Genomic DNA, 14,133 nt, shown 5'->3' with positions numbered 1-14,133 from the left:
TGAAGATCAGTTCAGGTACGGCTGCAGCACCTGCATCTGCGGCCGGTCCACACCGTTGACCGGCTGGATGCTGAACGGGTCGTGGCTGGCCCAGGCGCCGGCCAGCCAGTAGCTCCAGCCGACCCACACGTCACTGTTCGCCTGCATGAAGGCCAGCATGCCGGTCAGGGCCTGCTGGCAGGTGTCGTTGTTCGCCGCGCCGAATTCGCCCAGCAGGCCGCGCTTGCCGTTCGCACGCAGCCAGTCGGTGAAGACCTGCAGGCGCTGCGCGCCGATCGTCGAGCTGACGCAGCCGGTGGTGGTGCCCGAGCTGTCGGTGTCGAGGTACTGGTGCGTTTCGAACACGAGGTTGTTGCGGCTGTCGGTGATCTGCAGCATGGCCTGCGCGTTGGGCGTGCCGTAGAAATTGGCCGTCCAGCTGTAGGCGCCCGACCAGGCGTTGCCCGGTACCGCAATGGTGTTGGTGGCCCCCGCGAGGCGGATGCGGCGGATGGCCTCGTTGGCGGCGCCGACCCAGTTCTCGGTCGTCATGCCATAGGGCTCGTTCATCAGGCCGAAGAGCACCTTCGGGTTGCCCTTGAAGGTGACGGCGAGCCGGTACCAGAAGTCACCGAAGGCGGTGTGCGGCACACCCGCACTCCCAATCACCTGCTGGCGATAGCGGCCGTAGTTGTGCGGGTCGATCAGCACCGTGACGCCTTTGCCCGTGGTGCTGTTGACGAAGCTCACGAGGCGCTGCAGCTCGGTGGGGTCGAGCGCGCGGTACAGCGTGGGCTGCACCCGCTCCCACAGGAAGGGCAGGCGGACGAGGTTCATGCCCTTCGACTGGAAGTAGTCGACCGAGGTCGGGTTCGGATAGAAGTATTCGAAGCCGTAGCGGCCGGGCAGCAGGGTGCTGTTGTATTCGGCGCCGGAGAGATTCACGCCGCGCCAGCGCAGCCCGGGGGTGGTGAGTTCCGCGGTTTCGGTGGTGGCCGAGGTGGAGGCGGTGGGGGCAGCCGCGGTGGTGTCGCTGGCGGTCGGCTCGCTGCCACCGCCCCCGCAGGCACTCATCAGGGACGCGAAGGCGCAAAGCGCCAGGAGGGAAAGAAGGCTGGCGCGCATGTCAGGTACTGCTTGAGACATGGAGACATTGTCGGAACGCGAGACCGCGACTTCCGTGAGGTCTCGTAAAGCTTTGTGCGTGATGCAGTTCTCGCGCCCAACGGCAGGCCCCGCATCCGCGCGGGCGCATCACGCGCGCGCTGTTGCGTGCGGTGACACCTTCAGGCGGCCGGCACGAGGCCAGCCGCTCAGAACTCGAGCATCAGGTGCAGCACGTGCGACCCGATCTTCTTTTCCACGCGGGGGATGTAGGCAATGCGCGGCGTGACGCCGTACCAGGTGCCCAGCGACACCGACGGCACGAGCAAGGGCTGCACCTTGTGGAAGTAGCCGCTCACGCCGGCGGTGGTGATGTCGAAGATGCCGTACTTCCACGTGTAGCCCACGTAGATGCTGTCGCGACGCACCGAGTTGCGATAGAAGCCGGCGGTCCACCCATCGGGGTGGCGGTAGTACAGGCCGGGATTGGTGTTGTTGTAGGTCTTGTCCGGCTCGTGGTAGCTGACGAGGTGCAGTCCGAAGGTGTGGGTCTGCGTCTGGGCGTGGGCACCGGGCACCGCAGCAGCCAGAGCAACTGCAAGCAAGGCAAGGCGGGCGGGGCAGAACATGGGGGGTCTCGCGGGTGTGGCTGTGTCTCCCTTGTTTTCGAACCCGCGCGCCGTGGGCTGTAGCGCCTGCTGCAACGCACACCCTTTTAGGGGGCATAAATCACGGCACTAGTTGGCGCGTTCCTACTCAGTTACGAGGGTGTCAAAAGAGACCCGATCCGTATACTTCCGCACACTTCTCCAGCAGTAGAAAGCACCAGGTTTCAGGGATGGCTCGCAGACGCGACAAGAGTGAACAAACCCTCGCGGCGATCGTCGCGGCGGGCATGGACATCGCAGTCCACAAGGGCTTGCAGAGCGTGACGCTCAACGCGATCGCGCAGAAGCTCGACATCAGCAAGAGCGGTGTGTTCGTCCGCGTAGGCTCGCTGGAAGCGCTGCAGGTGCTGATCCTCGACGAGTACGAGCGCATCTTCGCGCTCACCGTCTTCATGCCCACGCTGTCGGAGCCCGCGGGCCTGCCGCGGCTCAATGCGATCGTGCATCGCTGGGTGCACCACGGCAACGAGCTCACCGCGCTCATCGCCTCGCACTACGCCGTCAACACCTTCGACGACGACCCCGACGCCCACCCCGATGCGCTGCGCACGCGCCTTGTCAACGGCATGATGGCCTGGCGCCAGACGCTCGAGCGCACCGTGCAGCAGGCCATCGAGCGCGGCCACCTGCGCGCCGACTCCGACCCGGAGCAGATGGTGTTCGAAGTGTTCTCGCTGCTCTCGGGCTTTCTCTACGACGCCCACGTGAAGCGCGACCCGAAGTGCTTCGAGCGTGTGATGTCCGCCTACGGGCGGCTCCTGTCCACCTACCGGGCGTTCGACCAGAACACCAAGGGCTGAGCGCCCTTCGGTGGTGTCAGTCGGCCTCGATGACGAGGACCGGCACCAGCCAGAGCAGGTGGCGCGGCAGCGTGATCAGCCACAGCCCGCCGAGGCGCACGCCGTTCGCGTTGAAGCTCACCACGCCTTGTGTGCCGATGGTGGCCGACCAGTCGCCGAGCCAGCCGCTGTAGGCCATCGTCAGCGTGCCCTGGTGGGTGCTGCCGGTGACGGCGCCATTGGTCGTGGTTCGCGTGTGGATGAGGTCCACCTGGGTGAGGCTCAAGCGCGTGGTGCGGCTGCCGTGCGTGCTGGTGATGCGGGCCGAGGGGGTCTGCCAGCGGTCGGTCGTGACCTGCGTCGTGCCGCTCGTCTGCACCGTGTGGCTGAGGGTCGAGCTGCCGTCGAGCTGGAGCGTGCGGTCCTGCTGCGCCACGGTGAGGTGCGATTCGGTGCTGACCGACAGGTTGTCGCCGTTGGCGCTGTTGACCGTCAGCGTGAGCGCGCCGTTGACCACCGAGTTGTCGGTGTTGCTGCGGCAGCTGCTGAACTGGATCGTGTAGGTCTCGCCGGCGTCCGGCATGCCGTTGGTGAGGTTGCCGGTGGGCCCGGCCGTGGCGATGAAACTCACCGAGCCGCCACCGGCGCAGCTGCTGGAGCCGCTCGCGCCGCTGATGGTGAACACGACCCTGGCGGTGGAGAGCACCGTGGCTTGTGCCCGTGCGCTTTCGTCGATCACCACGATGCCGCGGGTCGATTGGGCGGTCTCGTTGCCCGAGGACGAGGGCGCGTCGTCTCCCCCACCGCCGCAGGCCGTGACGAGGGCCGCGAGCGAAGCAGCGGCAAGCGTGCGCGAGGGGCGTGTGATCGTCATGGCGAGGCTCCCGGTGGCCAGAGCTGCAGTGTGCCGCGGGCGGGGCCGGCCGGCCAGCCGGGGCTGTGTCAGGCCGTGTCCAGCACCCGCAGGATCTCGCGCCCGTAGGCCTCGAGCTTCTTCTCGCCCACGCCGCTGATCTGCGACAGGTCGTCGAGCGACGCCGGCTGCGAGCGGGCCATTTCGGCGAGCGTGGCGTCGTGGAAGATCACGTAGGCCGGCAGGCCGTGCTCCTTGGCCACCTCGGCCCGCCAGGCCTTGAGGGCGGCGAAGCGCTCGGTGCTTGGCGCGTCGAGCGGCACGGGGGGCGGCTTCTCCTTGCCGCCGCGGGTGGCGCGGGCGGTCTTGCCGCGCTTCGGCGCTTCGCTCGGCTGGCGCAGCAGCAGCGTCACCTCGCCACGCAGCACGGCACGCGCACTCGGCGTCAATTCGAGCGTGTTGTATTCGCCTTCGGTGCGCAGGTGGCCGAGCGCGATCAGCTGGCGCAGCACGGCACGCCACTGCGCTTCGCTCACGTCGGCGCCAATGCCGAAGGTCGACAGCTCCTGGTGCCGGTACTGCTGCACCTTGTCGGTCAGCTTGCCGCGAAGCACGTCCATCAGGTGCACGGCGCCGAAGCGCTGGCCGCCGTTCTGGTGGAAGCGGTAGATGCACGAGAGCGCCTTGCGGGCGGCCTCGGTGGCGTCCCAGGTGGCCGGTGGGTTCAGGCAGTTGTCGCAATTGCCGCAGGGCGAGCTCTCTTCGCCGAAGTAGTGCAGCAGGCGCACGCGACGGCAGTCGTGCGCTTCGGCCAGCGCGAGCAGCGCATCGAGCTTGCCGATCTGGTTGCGCTTGAACTCCTCGCCGGCCGGGCTGTCGTCGATCATGCGGCGCTGGTTCACCACGTCGGCCAGGCCGTAGGTCATCCACGCGTCGGCGGGCAGCCCGTCGCGGCCGGCGCGGCCGGTCTCCTGGTAGTAGCTCTCGATGTTCTTCGGCAGGTCGAGGTGGGCCACGAAGCGCACGTCGGGCTTGTCGATGCCCATGCCGAAGGCGATGGTCGCGACCATCACCACGCCTTCTTCGCGCAGGAACTTGTCTTGGTGGCGGCGGCGCACGTCGGCGTCGAGCCCCGCGTGGTAGGGCAGCGCGTGGAGACCTTCGGCCTTCAGCCAGTCGGCCGTTTCTTCCACCTTCTTGCGCGACTGGCAGTACACGACACCCGCATCGCCCTCGTGCTCGTCCTGGATGAAACGCAGCAGCTGGGCCCGGGCGTTGTCTTTTTCGACGATCTGGTAGCGGATGTTGGGCCGGTCGAAGCTGCTGATGAAGACCTGCGCCTCGTGGAGCGCGAGGCGCTCGATGATGTCGGCGCGGGTCAGGTCGTCGGCGGTCGCGGTGAGCGCGATGCGCGGCACATCGGGGTAGCGCTCGTGCAGCAGGCTGAGCTGCAGGTAGTCTTCGCGGAAGTCGTGGCCCCACTGGCTCACGCAATGCGCCTCGTCGATGGCGAAGAGGCTCAGGAGCCCACGCTCGTTCAGCGAATCGAGCTGCGCCTGGAAGCGCTGCGTGGTCACGCGCTCGGGTGCGGCGTAGAGCAGCACCAGGCGGCCGCTCATCATCTCGCGCTCGATCTTCTGCGTGTCTTCGAGCGTGAGCGTGGAGTTGAGGAAGGCGGCGTGCACGCCCGCCTCTTCCAGCGCGCCGACCTGGTCGTGCATCAGCGCGATCAGCGGGCTCACCACCACGGTCACGCCACGGCCCGCGCGGTGGCGCGCGATCGCCGGCACCTGGTAGCACAGGCTCTTGCCGCCGCCCGTGGGCATGAGCACGAGCGCGTCGCCGCCCTGGCCCACGTGGTCGATGATGGCCTGCTGCTGGCCGCGGAACGCGGGGTAGCCGAACACCTCTTGCAGGATGCGCAGAGGGGCGGTGGGCGAAGCGGTGGGGGAGACGGTCGGAGACATGGCGGCAGGCGAGCCGGCATGGTACGCGAGGGCCTGGGGCGCGCCTTCCCCCAACGGCGTGTGGCTAGAAAGTGGGGGTGGTGAGCGCGAGAGCCTGCGTGCTAACTTCGTTTGCATGAAACACACGCTCGTCTGCTTCGCTCTTGCACTTCCCGCCATCGTGGCCCAGGCGCAAGCTCAGCCGCCCGTGGCCCCGGTTCGCACGGTGACCGACACCTTCTACGGTGTGCGCGTCGACGACCCCTACCGCTACTTCGAGAACAAGCAGAACCCCGAGGTCGCCAAGTGGATGAAGGCGCAGAGCGAGCACGCCTACGCCACGCTGCGGCGCATTCCCGGCCGCGAGGCCTTGCTGGAGAAGATCTCGCGCTACGACTCGGCTGCGTCGGAACGGGTGGCGCAGATCACCCGCGTGCCCGGCGACCTGTATTTCATCGAGCGACGCGGTGCCACCGACAACCAGTACAAGCTCTCGCTGCGCCGGGGCCTGAAGGGCGCCGACCAATTGCTGGTCGACCCCGAAGCCGTCGAGAAGAAGACCGGCCAGCCGCATGCGATCAACTGGTACATGCCGTCGCCCGATGGCGCGCGCCTCGCCTACGGCCTGTCGGCGCAAGGCTCCGAGGCCGCGGTGCTGCACCTGCTCGACACCCGCAGCGGCAAGCCGCTCGGCCGGCCGATCACGCGGGCCGAGTTCGGCGGGGTCGACTGGTCGCCCGACGGCACGCAGCTGGTGGTCAACCGCCTGCGGGCGCCACGCGGCGGCGCTAAGGCCACCGACAAGTACCAGCACAGCCAGGTCTGGCTGCTGCGCGCCGGCCGCCCCATCGCGGAGGCGAAGCCGGTGTTCGGCACCGCGACGAAGGGCGTGGACATCCAGCCCGCCGAGATCCCCATCGTCAACTTCACGCACGACGGCAAATGGGCGCTCGGCCTCGTCATCAACGGCACGCAGCGCGAGCTGGGCCTCTTCGTCGCGCCGCAGGCCGGCGTGCTGGCCGGCAAGCCGGCGTGGAAGCGTGTGCTCAAGCCGTCGGACGAGGTCACCGGCATCACCTATTTCGACGACACGCTCTACCTCGTGTCGCACCAGGGCGCGCCGCGCTCCAAGGTGCTCGCGATGCGGCTCAAGACGCCCGACCTGCAGCAGGCCGAGCTGGTGATGCCGCCGTCGGAGCGCGTGGTGGTCAACGTGGCGGCCGCGGCCGATGCGGTCTACATCGAAGCGCGCGACGGCAACATCAAGCGCCTCTACAAACGCCCGCACGGCGCGGGCGGCGCGCCGGTGGAGGTGACGCTGCCGCTCGAAGGCTCGTTCGGCCTCGTCAACGACGAAGGCGGCGGCAGCGCGGCCAACCCGCGCCTGCCCGGACTGCTGCTCGACCTGCAAAGCTGGAACGCCGCGCGCCAGGTGTACGAGGTGGCCGCCGACGGCAGCGTGCGCAACACCGGCCTGCAACCGGCCGGGCCCTTCGACCAGCCCGCGGGCATCGTGGCCACGGAGGTGAAGGTGAAGAGCCATGACGGGGCGCTGGTGCCCATGTCCATCATCCACCGCGCCGACGTGAAGCTCGACGGCCGCAACCCGACCATCCTTTACGGCTACGCCAGCTACGGCTCGACCGAAGAGCCCTTCTACAGCGTGAGCCGGCTCGCGTGGTTGGACCAAGGCGGCGTGTACGCCATCGCCAACCCGCGCGGCAGCAGCGTCTACGGCGAGGAGTGGTACCGCGCCGGGTTCCAGGCCACCAAGCCCAACACCTGGAAGGACTTCATCGCCTGCGCCGAGTACCTCATCGCGCAGCAATACACCTCGCCGGCAAAGCTCGGCATCCTCGGCGGCAGCGCGGGCGGCATCCTGGTGGGCATGGCGATGGTCGAGCGGCCCGAGCTCTTCGCGGCCGTCATCCCGGCGGTGGGGGCCCTCGACATGCTGCGCATGGAGACCACGGCCAACGGCGTGCCCAACATCCCCGAGTTCGGCTCGGTGAAGACCGAAGCGGGCTTCAAGTCGCTGCTGGCAATGAGCACCTACGCCCACATCAAGCCCGGCACCGCCTACCCGGCGGTGCTACTGACGCACGGCGTGAACGATCCGCGCGTGGAAGTGTGGACCAGCACCAAGACGGCCGCCCGCCTGATGGCCGCCACCACCAGCGGCAAGCCGGTGCTGCTGCGCCTCGAATACGACGCCGGCCACGGCATCGGCAGTACCAAGAAGCAGCAGCTGGAAGAGCGGGCCGACATGCTGGCCTTCTTCCTCTGGCAGATGGGGGTGGAAGGGTATCAACCCTAGGTAGGCACCTGTAGGAGGGCGAGACCCCACCGGCGTCGCGCCTCATAATTCGCCTATCCCCGATCTACCCCTTCTTGGAGCGCCCCATGGCCTCGATCAACAAAGTCATCATCATCGGCAACCTGGGCAAGGACCCGGAAGTCCGCTACACCCCCAACGGCTCGGCGGTGTGCAACATCACCGTGGCCACCTCGCGCCAGTGGAAAGACAAGAACTCCGGCGAAAAGCAGGAAGAGACGGAATGGCACCGCATCGTCTTCTTCGACCGCATGGCCGAGATCGCCGGTGAGTACCTGAAGAAGGGCCGCCCGGTCTACGTCGAAGGCCGCCTCAAGACCCGCAAGTGGACCGACAAGGACGGCGTCGAGAAGTACACCACCGAAATCATGGCCGAGAACATGCAGCTGCTGGGCGGCCGTGAAGGCGGCGGCGGTGGTGGTGACGAAGGCGGTGGCGGTGGCTACAGCCGCGGTTCACAAGGCGGCGATCGCGGCGAGCGCAGCGCCCCGGCCTCGCGCCCCGCCGCGAAGCAGGCCCCGAAGTCGTCGACCGGCTTCGACGACATGGACGACGACATCCCCTTCTGATCGCGCTCCACCCCCAGCGATCCGCGACGCGCCGTGCTCCTGCACGGCGTTGTCGTTTCTGGCTCCAGGTGACATGACAACCCCATGACAGCGACGTCTTCCACTCCGGCCCCCCTGCCCACCCCCGTCACCCGCGCCGAGGCCTTCCGCTTCTGGCTCAAGCTCGGCTTCATCAGCTTCGGTGGGCCGGCGGGCCAGATCGCGGTGATGCATGAAGAACTGGTGGAGCGGCGCCGCTGGATTTCGGAGAGCCGCTTCCTGCATGCCCTCAACTACTGCATGCTGCTGCCCGGCCCCGAGGCGCAGCAGCTGGCCACCTACATCGGCTGGCTGATGCACCGCACCTGGGGCGGCCTCGTGGCGGGCGGGCTCTTCGTGCTGCCCTCGCTCTTCATCCTGATCGCGCTGTCGTGGGTCTACATGGCCTTCGGCCACGTGCCGGTGATCGCCGGGCTCTTCTACGGCATCAAGCCGGCGGTCACCGCGCTCGTGGTGCACGCCGCCTGGCGTGTGGGCTCGCGCACGCTGAAGAACGGCTGGCTGTGGGGCATCGCGGTGGCGGCCTTCGTGGCGATCTTTGCCTTGCAGCTGCCCTTCCCGCTGATCGTGCTGGCGGCTGGTCTCATCGGCTATGTGGGCGGGCGTGTGGCGCCGGCCAGGTTCAGCGCGGGCGGTGGGCACGGCCAAGCGGCGCACGGGCATGGCCTGGCCCTCATCGACGACCACACGCCCACGCCCGAGCACGCCCGCTTCAGCTGGGCGCGCTTTCGCACCGTGATCGTGGTCTTTGTCGGCCTGTGGGCGCTGGCGCTCGGTGGCCTCACCGCGGCCTTCGGCTGGCCCGCGGTGCTCACGCAGATGGCGTGGTTCTTCACCAAGGCGGCGCTGCTCACCTTCGGCGGTGCGTATGCGGTGCTGCCCTACGTGTACCAGGGTGCGGTCGACCACCACCAGTGGCTCACCGGCCCGCAGATGATCGACGGCCTCGCGCTCGGCGAGACCACGCCGGGCCCGCTCATCATGGTGGTGTCGTTCGTGGGCTTCGTGGGCGGCTGGACGAAAGCCATCTTCGGCCCCGACGCGCTGGTGCTGGCCGGCGCCGCAGCGGCCACGGTCGTCACCTTCTTCACCTTCCTGCCCTCGTTCTTTTTCATCTTTCTCGGCGCGCCCTTCATCGAGACGACGCACGGCAAGCTGCAGTTCACCGCCCCGCTCACCGGCATCACGGCGGCGGTGGTCGGCGTGATCGTGAACCTGGCGGTGTTCTTCGCGTACCACGTGCTGTGGCCACAAGGCCTCGGCGGCCCCTTCGAGTGGGCCTCGGCCGCGATCGGCGTGGCAGCGGGCGTGGCCCTCTTCCGCTTCAAGTTCGGCGTGATCCCGGTGATCGCCGGCAGCGCCGTGGCGGGGCTCGCCCTGCAGCTGCTGCCTTAGCGATACTGCACAGCTTGCCCACCGGCTCTCCGCCGATGTTCCACTGCTTTCCCACAGGGTTTGCAGCAGTTGTCCACAGGGCTGCGGCACGGGCGCGCTGCATGCGCAACAATTTGCCGATCCACCCCAAAGACGCCAGGAGGCCGACATGACCCGCATCCATTCCCACGAAGACGACAAGCCCGTCGTCAACATCGAAAAGACCGATCGCCTCGAAGACCAGCTCGCTTTCAAGTCACGCTACGTGCTCGTCTTCGGTGCCATCGACGACAAGCTGGCGCACGCCACCTGCCGCCGCCTGCTGGCCCTGTCGGAAGAGTCCGATGCGCCGATCACCATGCTGATCTCCTCGCCGGGCGGGCATGTGGAATCGGGCGATGCGATCCACGACATGATCCGTTTCGTGCGCGCCCCAGTCACGGTGGTCGGCACCGGCTGGGTGGCGAGCGCCGGTGCGCACATCTTCCTGGCCGCGCCGAAGGAGCGCCGCCTGTGCCTGCCCAACACGCGCTTCATGATCCACCAGCCGGCCGGTGGCGCCGGTGGCCAGGCGACCGACATCGCCATCCAGGCCAAGGAGATCCTGCGCACGCGCGAGCGCATCGCCCGCGTGATCTCCAAGCAGACCGGCAAGCCCTACGACACGGTGAAGACCGACATGGAGCGCGACTTCTGGCTGAGTGCCCAGGAAGCGATCGACTACGGCATCGTCTCGCGCATCGTCGAGACGCAAAACGACATCGCTTGACCGAGGTCAGGCCGGGGTGGCAAATAAAAACCCTGGCCTTCCACAAGCGCGCCGGGCACGCTAGGCTGCACGCGTCCGTCCCCCTCCCACTGCGCGTAGGACGACGCCTACACGCGCGAACGCCTTTCCCCGGTTGTGGCATCGCCCGGCCGGTTTCGAGAATGGGTGTCCATCGACCCCGGCACACAGGAGCAAACGCCATGTCCCAAAGCGCACGCATCACCGGCCCCGTGGTCTACCGCGAGGGTGACGGCCCCAACATCACCATCCCCGAAGGCCCGATCGAATTCCAGGAGTCGGAGTTCGACGTGACCCTGAGCTGGGCCGAAGGCAACACCCGCGGGGTGACGGCCATTCCGCTGAGCGAATTCCACCGCTACCTCGCGGCCCGCGCGATCCAGGTCGAGGGCCAGCCCGGCTGAGCCGTCTGCGCCACGGGTCCTCAGCGTGTGAGGACCCGCCGTGTGAGGAACGAGAGCCCGTCCACCGCCAGCACCAGGGCCATCATGGCCAGCAGCACGGTGCAGCTCTCGTGCATCTGGAACAGGCTCAGGTGGTAGCTGAGCATCTGGCCCAGCCCGCCGGCCCCCACCACACCGAGCACGGCGGCAGCACGGATGTTGTTCTCCCAGCGGTAGAGCGCATACGACAGCAGCTGAGGCAGCACCTGCGGCAGCGTGGCCCAGAGGAACACCTGCGGGCTAGAGACGCCGCGCACGCGCAGCGCCAGCGCCGGCTCGGGCGCGGCGTTTTCGATCGCCTCGGCGAAGAGCCGCCCCAGCACGCCGGTGGTGTGCAGGGCGAGCGCCAAGGTGCCGGGGAAGGGGCCCAGGCCCGCGGCCACCAGCAGCAGCGAGGCCCACACCAGCTCGGGCACCGAGCGCAGCACGTTGAGCACCAGGCGCGCGGCGCTGCGGGCCGCCGCATGGCCGCGGGCACTCGCGGTCAGGGCGATGGCGAGCCCGGCCACCGCGGCGAGCAGCGTGCCGAGCAGCGACATCGCCAAGGTCTCGCCCGCGCCCTGCAGCGTCTTGCGCAGAAAGGGTGCCGAGGTCTCGGGTGGGAAGAAGCTGGCGCCGAACGCCCCCATCTTCTGCAACGCCCCCCACGACAGGAACTCGGCCCAGCGCAGATCGAGCGTCGCAAAACTCGCGAGCACGAGCGCGGCGATGCCCAGCAGCACCAGGAGTGCGCGGCGACGGCTTGTCATGCGATCTCCTTGCGCAGCCAGGCGCTGAGCCGGTCGCTCAAGGCGACGAGCGCGACGAACACCAGCAGGATCGCGCCCACCTCGGCGCCGGCAAACATCTTGGTCGCGGTGTCGAGCTGCTGCCCGAGGCCGCCCGCGCCCACGAAGCCCAGCACCACCGACGACCGGATCGCACATTCCCAGCGGTACAGCGTGTAGCTCGTGAGCTCGGGGGCGCACTGCGGCAGCGCGCCGAAGCAGAACGCCTGCAGCCGCCCGCTGCCGTTGCGCAGCAGCGCGAGCGTGGGGCTGGCGTCGCTGCTGTCGAGGATCTCGGCGTAGACCTTGCCGAGCATGCCGCCGTAGGCGATGGCGATGGCCAGCACGCCCGCCGTGGGCCCGAGGCCGACGACGCGCACGAAGACGAGTGCCCACACCAGCTCGGGAATCGAGCGCAGCACCACCAGCAGCCAGCGTGCGGCCTGGCGCAGCGCCTGCGGGCCCCAGGCCATGCGCGTGCCGAGGGCGCTGGTCGACAGCCGCGTGCTGGCCACGAGCGCGAGGGGCACGGCGATCAGCCACGCCAGCGCCAGCCCGGCCGTGGCGATCGCCACCGTGCGCCAGGTCTCGCGGGCCAGCATCGCGAGGAACTCGGCGTCGTGGCGCGGCGGCGCGAAGTCGCGCACGAAGTTCCAGGTGGCGGCGAGGCTGCGCGCGTCGGCCAGCGTGAGCGGGTTGAACTCGGTCCAGGCCACCAGCGGCCACAGCAGCACCGCGCCCACGAGCACGGCCGACCAGCGGCGCAGCCAGGCCGGGTCGCGCAAGTTGCGCTGCGGCAGTGCGCTCACCGGCACATCGCCTCGGGCAGGCCCGGCGCGGGCCGCACCGACGGCGGCGAGCCGTCGCCCGCCTCGCGCCCGGCGTAGAGCGCCCGCAGCGCCTCGTCGCCCAGGCCGCTTGCGGGCCCGTCGTACACGCATTCGCCATCGCGCAGCGCCACGATGCGCGGAAAGCGCTCACGCGCCACCGCCACCTGGTGCAGGCTGCACACCAGCGTGCGCTGCTCGCGCCGCGCGCGCTCGGTGAGCGTGGTGATGACCTGCTGGGCGCGCGTCGGGTCGAGCGCCGACAGCGGCTCGTCGATCAGCCACAGCTCGGCCTGCGACACCAGCGCGCGTGCGAGGCCCACACGTTGCCGCTCGCCACCGGAGAGGCGGTCGACACGCTCCCAGAGTTTGTCGGCGAGGTCCAACGAGGCCAGTGCTTCGTGGGCCACCGAGGCCTCGCGCGGGTGCCACAGCGTGCGCAGGCTGGCCCACAGGCCCATCGTCGGCAGTCGGCCGGCGAGCACCGAGGCCACGACACGCTGGCGCGGCGGCAGCGGCGGCACCTGCGGCGCGAGGAAGAGCCGCGCGCGCAGCCGCTGCCGCTGCGCCGAACCCAGCTGCCACGGCGACACGTCGAAGAGCTTCAGCTCGCCCGACAGCGGCTGCAGCGCACACGCGAGCGCCATCAGCAGCGTGGTCTTGCCCGCACCCGAGGCGCCGATCACCGCCACCTGCTCACCCGGCGCGATGCGCAGGCTCACCCCCTTGAGCGCGGCACCGCGCGCGCCGGGGGCCGCCGCGACCGACAGCTGCTGCAGCTCGATCACTTACTTCAGCAGCCCGGCGTTTTCCGCCGCGGCGCGGATGCCGGTGTAGTTCTCGGCCTTGGTCGGCACGAAGCGCGCCGCACGTTGCAGTGCGAGGATCTCCTTGCCTTGCGGCGCGTTGGCATCGAGTGCGAGGAAGGCGGCCTTGATCTTCTCGCGCAGCTCGGCGGGCATGTCGGCGTGCACCGTCCAGTTGTAGTCGTAGTAGGGCGGGGTCGTGTAGAAGACCTTCACCTGCGTGGTGTCGACCTTCTTCTCGGCCACGAACTTCTCCCACACCGAGATGTTGAGCGCGCCCGCGTCGACCTTGCCGCTGGCCACGGCGGCGATGGTCGCGTCGTGTGCGCCGGAGAAGCTCACGCGCTTCAAGTCGACGTCAGGGTTGACCTTCGCGGCCAGCAGGAAGCTGCGCGGCATCAGGTGTCCCGAGGTGCTGGAGGCCGAGCCGAAGCTGAGCGTCTTGCCCTTCAGGTCGTCGAGCTTGGCGATGCCGCTCTTCGCGTCGGTGATGAAGACCGAGCGGAAGCGCTCGTCTTCCTCGCGCTGCACCAGCGGCACCATCTTGCCGCCCGAGCGCACATTCGCCTGCACGAAGGTGAAGCCGCCGAACCAGGCGAGGTCGATCTTGCGGTGCACCAGCGTCTCGACCGCGGCGGCGTAGTCGGTGACCGGCGTCCACTCCACCTTCATGCCGAGCTTGGCTTCGAGGTAGGCACCGAGCGGCGCGAACTTGCGCGCGAGTTCGGTGGGCGACTCGTCGGGGATGGCGGTGACACGCAGCACCGGCGTCTGGGCGTGGGCCCAGGGGGTGGCGGCGAGGGCGGCGAGGGCGGCGAGGCAGAGCAGGTGTCGGCGGAGGGTGTTCATAGGAGGAT

At 68.9% G+C, this 14,133-nt stretch carries 14 protein-coding genes; 6 read left to right on the top strand and 8 right to left on the bottom strand.

From position 1 onward, the window contains the following. Positions 1–6: 6 nt before the first annotated feature. Positions 7–1,125: a glycoside hydrolase family 5 protein gene (locus KF892_15380; GenBank protein ID MBX3626399.1), complete on the bottom strand. Its 1,119-nt coding sequence runs from the start codon at positions 1,123–1,125 to the stop codon at positions 7–9. Positions 1,126–1,292: 167 nt separating this feature from the next. Further along, on the bottom strand, positions 1,293–1,712 hold the full coding sequence (locus KF892_15375) for a hypothetical protein (GenBank protein ID MBX3626398.1): 420 nt from the start codon (positions 1,710–1,712) through the stop codon (positions 1,293–1,295). Positions 1,713–1,921: 209 nt separating this feature from the next. Between KF892_15375 and KF892_15370 the strand changes: the two genes are divergently transcribed. Continuing rightward, positions 1,922–2,551: a TetR/AcrR family transcriptional regulator gene (locus KF892_15370; GenBank protein ID MBX3626397.1), complete on the top strand. Its 630-nt coding sequence runs from the start codon at positions 1,922–1,924 to the stop codon at positions 2,549–2,551. Positions 2,552–2,567: 16 nt separating this feature from the next. Here the strand turns inward: KF892_15370 and KF892_15365 are convergent, their stop codons facing one another. Continuing rightward, positions 2,568–3,404: a hypothetical protein gene (locus tag KF892_15365; protein MBX3626396.1), complete on the bottom strand. Its 837-nt coding sequence runs from the start codon at positions 3,402–3,404 to the stop codon at positions 2,568–2,570. A 68-nt stretch (positions 3,405–3,472) separates the two neighbouring features. Continuing rightward, entirely contained in the window at positions 3,473–5,350 is a 1,878-nt protein-coding gene (gene recQ / locus KF892_15360) for a DNA helicase RecQ (protein ID MBX3626395.1), read from the bottom strand. A 115-nt stretch (positions 5,351–5,465) separates the two neighbouring features. On the opposite strand from recQ, the gene KF892_15355 reads away from it, so the two are divergent. The 5 genes from KF892_15355 to KF892_15335 all read left to right on the top strand — a co-directional run bounded on the left by KF892_15355 (position 5,466) and on the right by KF892_15335 (position 10,837). Further along, positions 5,466–7,646, top strand: coding sequence for a prolyl oligopeptidase family serine peptidase (locus KF892_15355; protein ID MBX3626394.1), 2,181 nt, complete (start codon positions 5,466–5,468; stop codon positions 7,644–7,646). 86 nt (positions 7,647–7,732) lie between these two features. Then, positions 7,733–8,233, top strand: a complete 501-nt coding sequence (ssb, locus tag KF892_15350) for a single-stranded DNA-binding protein (GenBank protein ID MBX3626393.1) — start codon at positions 7,733–7,735, stop codon at positions 8,231–8,233. 84 nt (positions 8,234–8,317) lie between these two features. Next, positions 8,318–9,667, top strand: a complete 1,350-nt coding sequence (chrA, locus tag KF892_15345) for a chromate efflux transporter (protein MBX3626392.1) — start codon at positions 8,318–8,320, stop codon at positions 9,665–9,667. A gap of 148 nt (positions 9,668–9,815) precedes the next feature. Beyond that, the gene (locus KF892_15340) at positions 9,816–10,415 is read left to right on the top strand and encodes an ATP-dependent Clp protease proteolytic subunit (GenBank protein ID MBX3626391.1); all 600 of its coding nucleotides are present in this window, start codon (positions 9,816–9,818) and stop codon (positions 10,413–10,415) included. A gap of 200 nt (positions 10,416–10,615) precedes the next feature. Next, the gene (locus KF892_15335) at positions 10,616–10,837 is read left to right on the top strand and encodes a hypothetical protein (GenBank protein MBX3626390.1); all 222 of its coding nucleotides are present in this window, start codon (positions 10,616–10,618) and stop codon (positions 10,835–10,837) included. 20 nt (positions 10,838–10,857) lie between these two features. On the opposite strand, the gene phnE (KF892_15330) is transcribed toward KF892_15335, so the two are convergent. From phnE (KF892_15330) to KF892_15315, 4 genes are read right to left on the bottom strand one after another with little or no spacing between them, the layout of a single operon-like run. Beyond that, on the bottom strand, positions 10,858–11,625 hold the full coding sequence (phnE, locus tag KF892_15330) for a phosphonate ABC transporter, permease protein PhnE (protein MBX3626389.1): 768 nt from the start codon (positions 11,623–11,625) through the stop codon (positions 10,858–10,860). Next, positions 11,622–12,452: a phosphonate ABC transporter, permease protein PhnE gene (gene phnE / locus KF892_15325; protein ID MBX3626388.1), complete on the bottom strand. Its 831-nt coding sequence runs from the start codon at positions 12,450–12,452 to the stop codon at positions 11,622–11,624. The genes phnE (KF892_15330) and phnE (KF892_15325) overlap by 4 nt, the downstream gene beginning before the upstream one ends. Continuing rightward, the gene (locus KF892_15320) at positions 12,449–13,258 is read right to left on the bottom strand and encodes an ATP-binding cassette domain-containing protein (GenBank protein ID MBX3626387.1); all 810 of its coding nucleotides are present in this window, start codon (positions 13,256–13,258) and stop codon (positions 12,449–12,451) included. The genes phnE (KF892_15325) and KF892_15320 overlap by 4 nt, the downstream gene beginning before the upstream one ends. Further along, positions 13,259–14,125, bottom strand: a complete 867-nt coding sequence (locus KF892_15315) for a putative selenate ABC transporter substrate-binding protein (protein MBX3626386.1) — start codon at positions 14,123–14,125, stop codon at positions 13,259–13,261. Positions 14,126–14,133: the final 8 nt, after the last annotated feature.

Origin of the sequence: Rhizobacter sp. (genome assembly GCA_019635355.1) — a bacterium.
Classification (GTDB): Bacteria; Pseudomonadota; Gammaproteobacteria; order Burkholderiales; family Burkholderiaceae_C; genus Rhizobacter.
The sequence above is the reverse complement of the archived record's forward strand: the minus strand, read 5'-3'. Positions and strand labels throughout refer to the sequence as shown.